Origin of the sequence: Izhakiella capsodis (assembly GCF_900115045.1) — a bacterium.
Lineage (GTDB): Bacteria > Pseudomonadota > Gammaproteobacteria > Enterobacterales > Enterobacteriaceae > Izhakiella > Izhakiella capsodis.
The window spans coordinates 1-1,908 of sequence record NZ_FOVC01000026.1; the positions used below are offsets into that span (position 1 = coordinate 1).

Here is a 1,908-nt window from a genome sequence, read left to right on the forward strand (position 1 = left end):
GGTTCAGGCTGTCATAGGTGAGCGGGTCCGCTTCAGAGAGCACGGCCAGCGCCTGCGGGGTGCGCCGTACCTGCTCTTCGAACAGGGTGTGGACCCTTTTTTCACGAGGAAAATTTGTTTGGGTCGAGTTAAAGCCAAGGGTGACCTGGCGGTATTCTGCCGGTGGGAGTATCTGAAGGGATTGGATATTTTGAGTATCATCTCTAATCATTTCTGTGAATACCTGGGTCAGGTAAGAGACGATACGCTCAGCGGTGTGATGCTCGAAAAGATCAGACGAATACTCAAGATAACCGGTAATTTTGCCCGCATCCTCAGCCAGAGAGAGCGTGAGATCAAAGTGTGCGGAGTCATGTTGTTGCTCAATTAATGACAGCTCCAAACCACTAAGCTTGAGATGCTTTTGGGGTGTATTGTTAAGCGCTAACATTACTTGAAATACCGGGCTGTGATTTAAGCTACGCTCAGATTGTAGTGCCTCTACAACTTTGTCGAAAGGGACTTCCTGATGGGTATAGGCATCCAGAGTCTGTTGACGTACTTCGGCCAGCAGATCTTTCACTGTTTTACATCGGTTTATATTGATCCGCAGTGCCAGTGTATTAACAAAAAAACCGATCAACCCTTCCAATTCACGCTGTGGGCGATTAGCTATCGGGGTACCAATGACAATATCTTTCTGGCCGCTTAATCGGGAAAGAACGACCGACCATCCTGCTAATAACGTCATGAAAAGCGTTGTACCGTGGTACTGACTGACTTTCTGCAGTGAGGAAACTAACGATTCATTAAATTGAACCGGAACCTGTCCCCCTTGATAAGTTTGTACCTTCGGACGAGGGTGGTCCGTTGAGAGAGCAATCAAGGCAGGCGCTCCCTGCAGGTGTGATTTCCAGAAATCCAGGGACTCCCTCAGATTGTCGCCGCGCAGAAGTTGCTGTTGCCATTTTGCATAGTCCGCATATTGAACCGATAATTCTTTTAAATGCGGACTGTTCCCTGTACAAGCAGACTGATACAGCATTCCCAGTTCGTGTATTAATATCCCGACAGACCAGCCATCAGAAATAATATGATGCTGAGTAACGATAAGAATATGTTCATCGTCAGCCAGCTGTAATAATTTTCCACGAATAAGCGAGTCTTTACTTAAGTCAAAGGGAGTGGATCTTTCCCGTTTAGATAACACGTCTCTCTTTTTATCGCGCTCTTTCGATGTGAAAGTTCGTAGGTCATGATATTCAATTGAAAATGTACTATTCACCGTGTCAATTTTCTGACAGGGGCAACCATTGATAACAACAAAGCGTGTTCTTAAGCTCTCGTGACGGGAGATAACATCATTGAATGCCTTAAGCAGATTAGGGCGTTCAAGTGGCCCTTTAAGCTTCAGCGTTGCTGAGATGTGATAAGCCAGGCTGGCTGAAGAGTCTAGCTGACATAAAAACCATAAACGTTGTTGAGCGAAAGATAAGGGTAATATATTTTTCCTGTCAGCCAAGGGTATTGTCAACGCGCCTTTCGAATGAGAATTATTGCGTTGCTTCAATAATGCATTAACTTTGCTTTTCAACACAGCCCGCTTAAGCGCCTCAATATCCTTAATATCATCGCTCATCAATTAGATCCCTCTTTCAAGAATAACGCCAATTCTTCAGGTGACATTGAGTCAATCAGTTTTTTAATCTCATCAATTTCCGTATCCTCACTCATTTCAGTTTGTGCCGATAAAATAAACTCTGATAGTTCGAATATTGTTGGTGACCGAAAGAAAGCAGAAATTGGCACGTTAACTAAAAAGTCACTCTGAATACGGTTTATCAGTTGAACGGCCATCAGGGAGTGGCCGCCGAGTTCGAAGAAGTTGTCGTGGCGTCCCACCTGCGTCAGGCCCAGCAGTTCACACCA

Annotated in this window: 2 protein-coding genes; both read right to left on the bottom strand. The window is 45.1% G+C overall.

Features of this window, described 5'->3' with window-relative positions:
• On the bottom strand, window positions 1–1,618 hold a 1,618-nt coding region (locus BM191_RS16405), incomplete at its 3' end, for a condensation domain-containing protein (RefSeq protein WP_230479623.1).
• The coding region (locus tag BM191_RS16410) for a phosphopantetheine-binding protein (protein ID WP_143088855.1) at window positions 1,618–1,908 on the bottom strand (291 nt) is incomplete at its 5' end. The genes BM191_RS16410 and BM191_RS16405, both read right to left, overlap by 1 nt.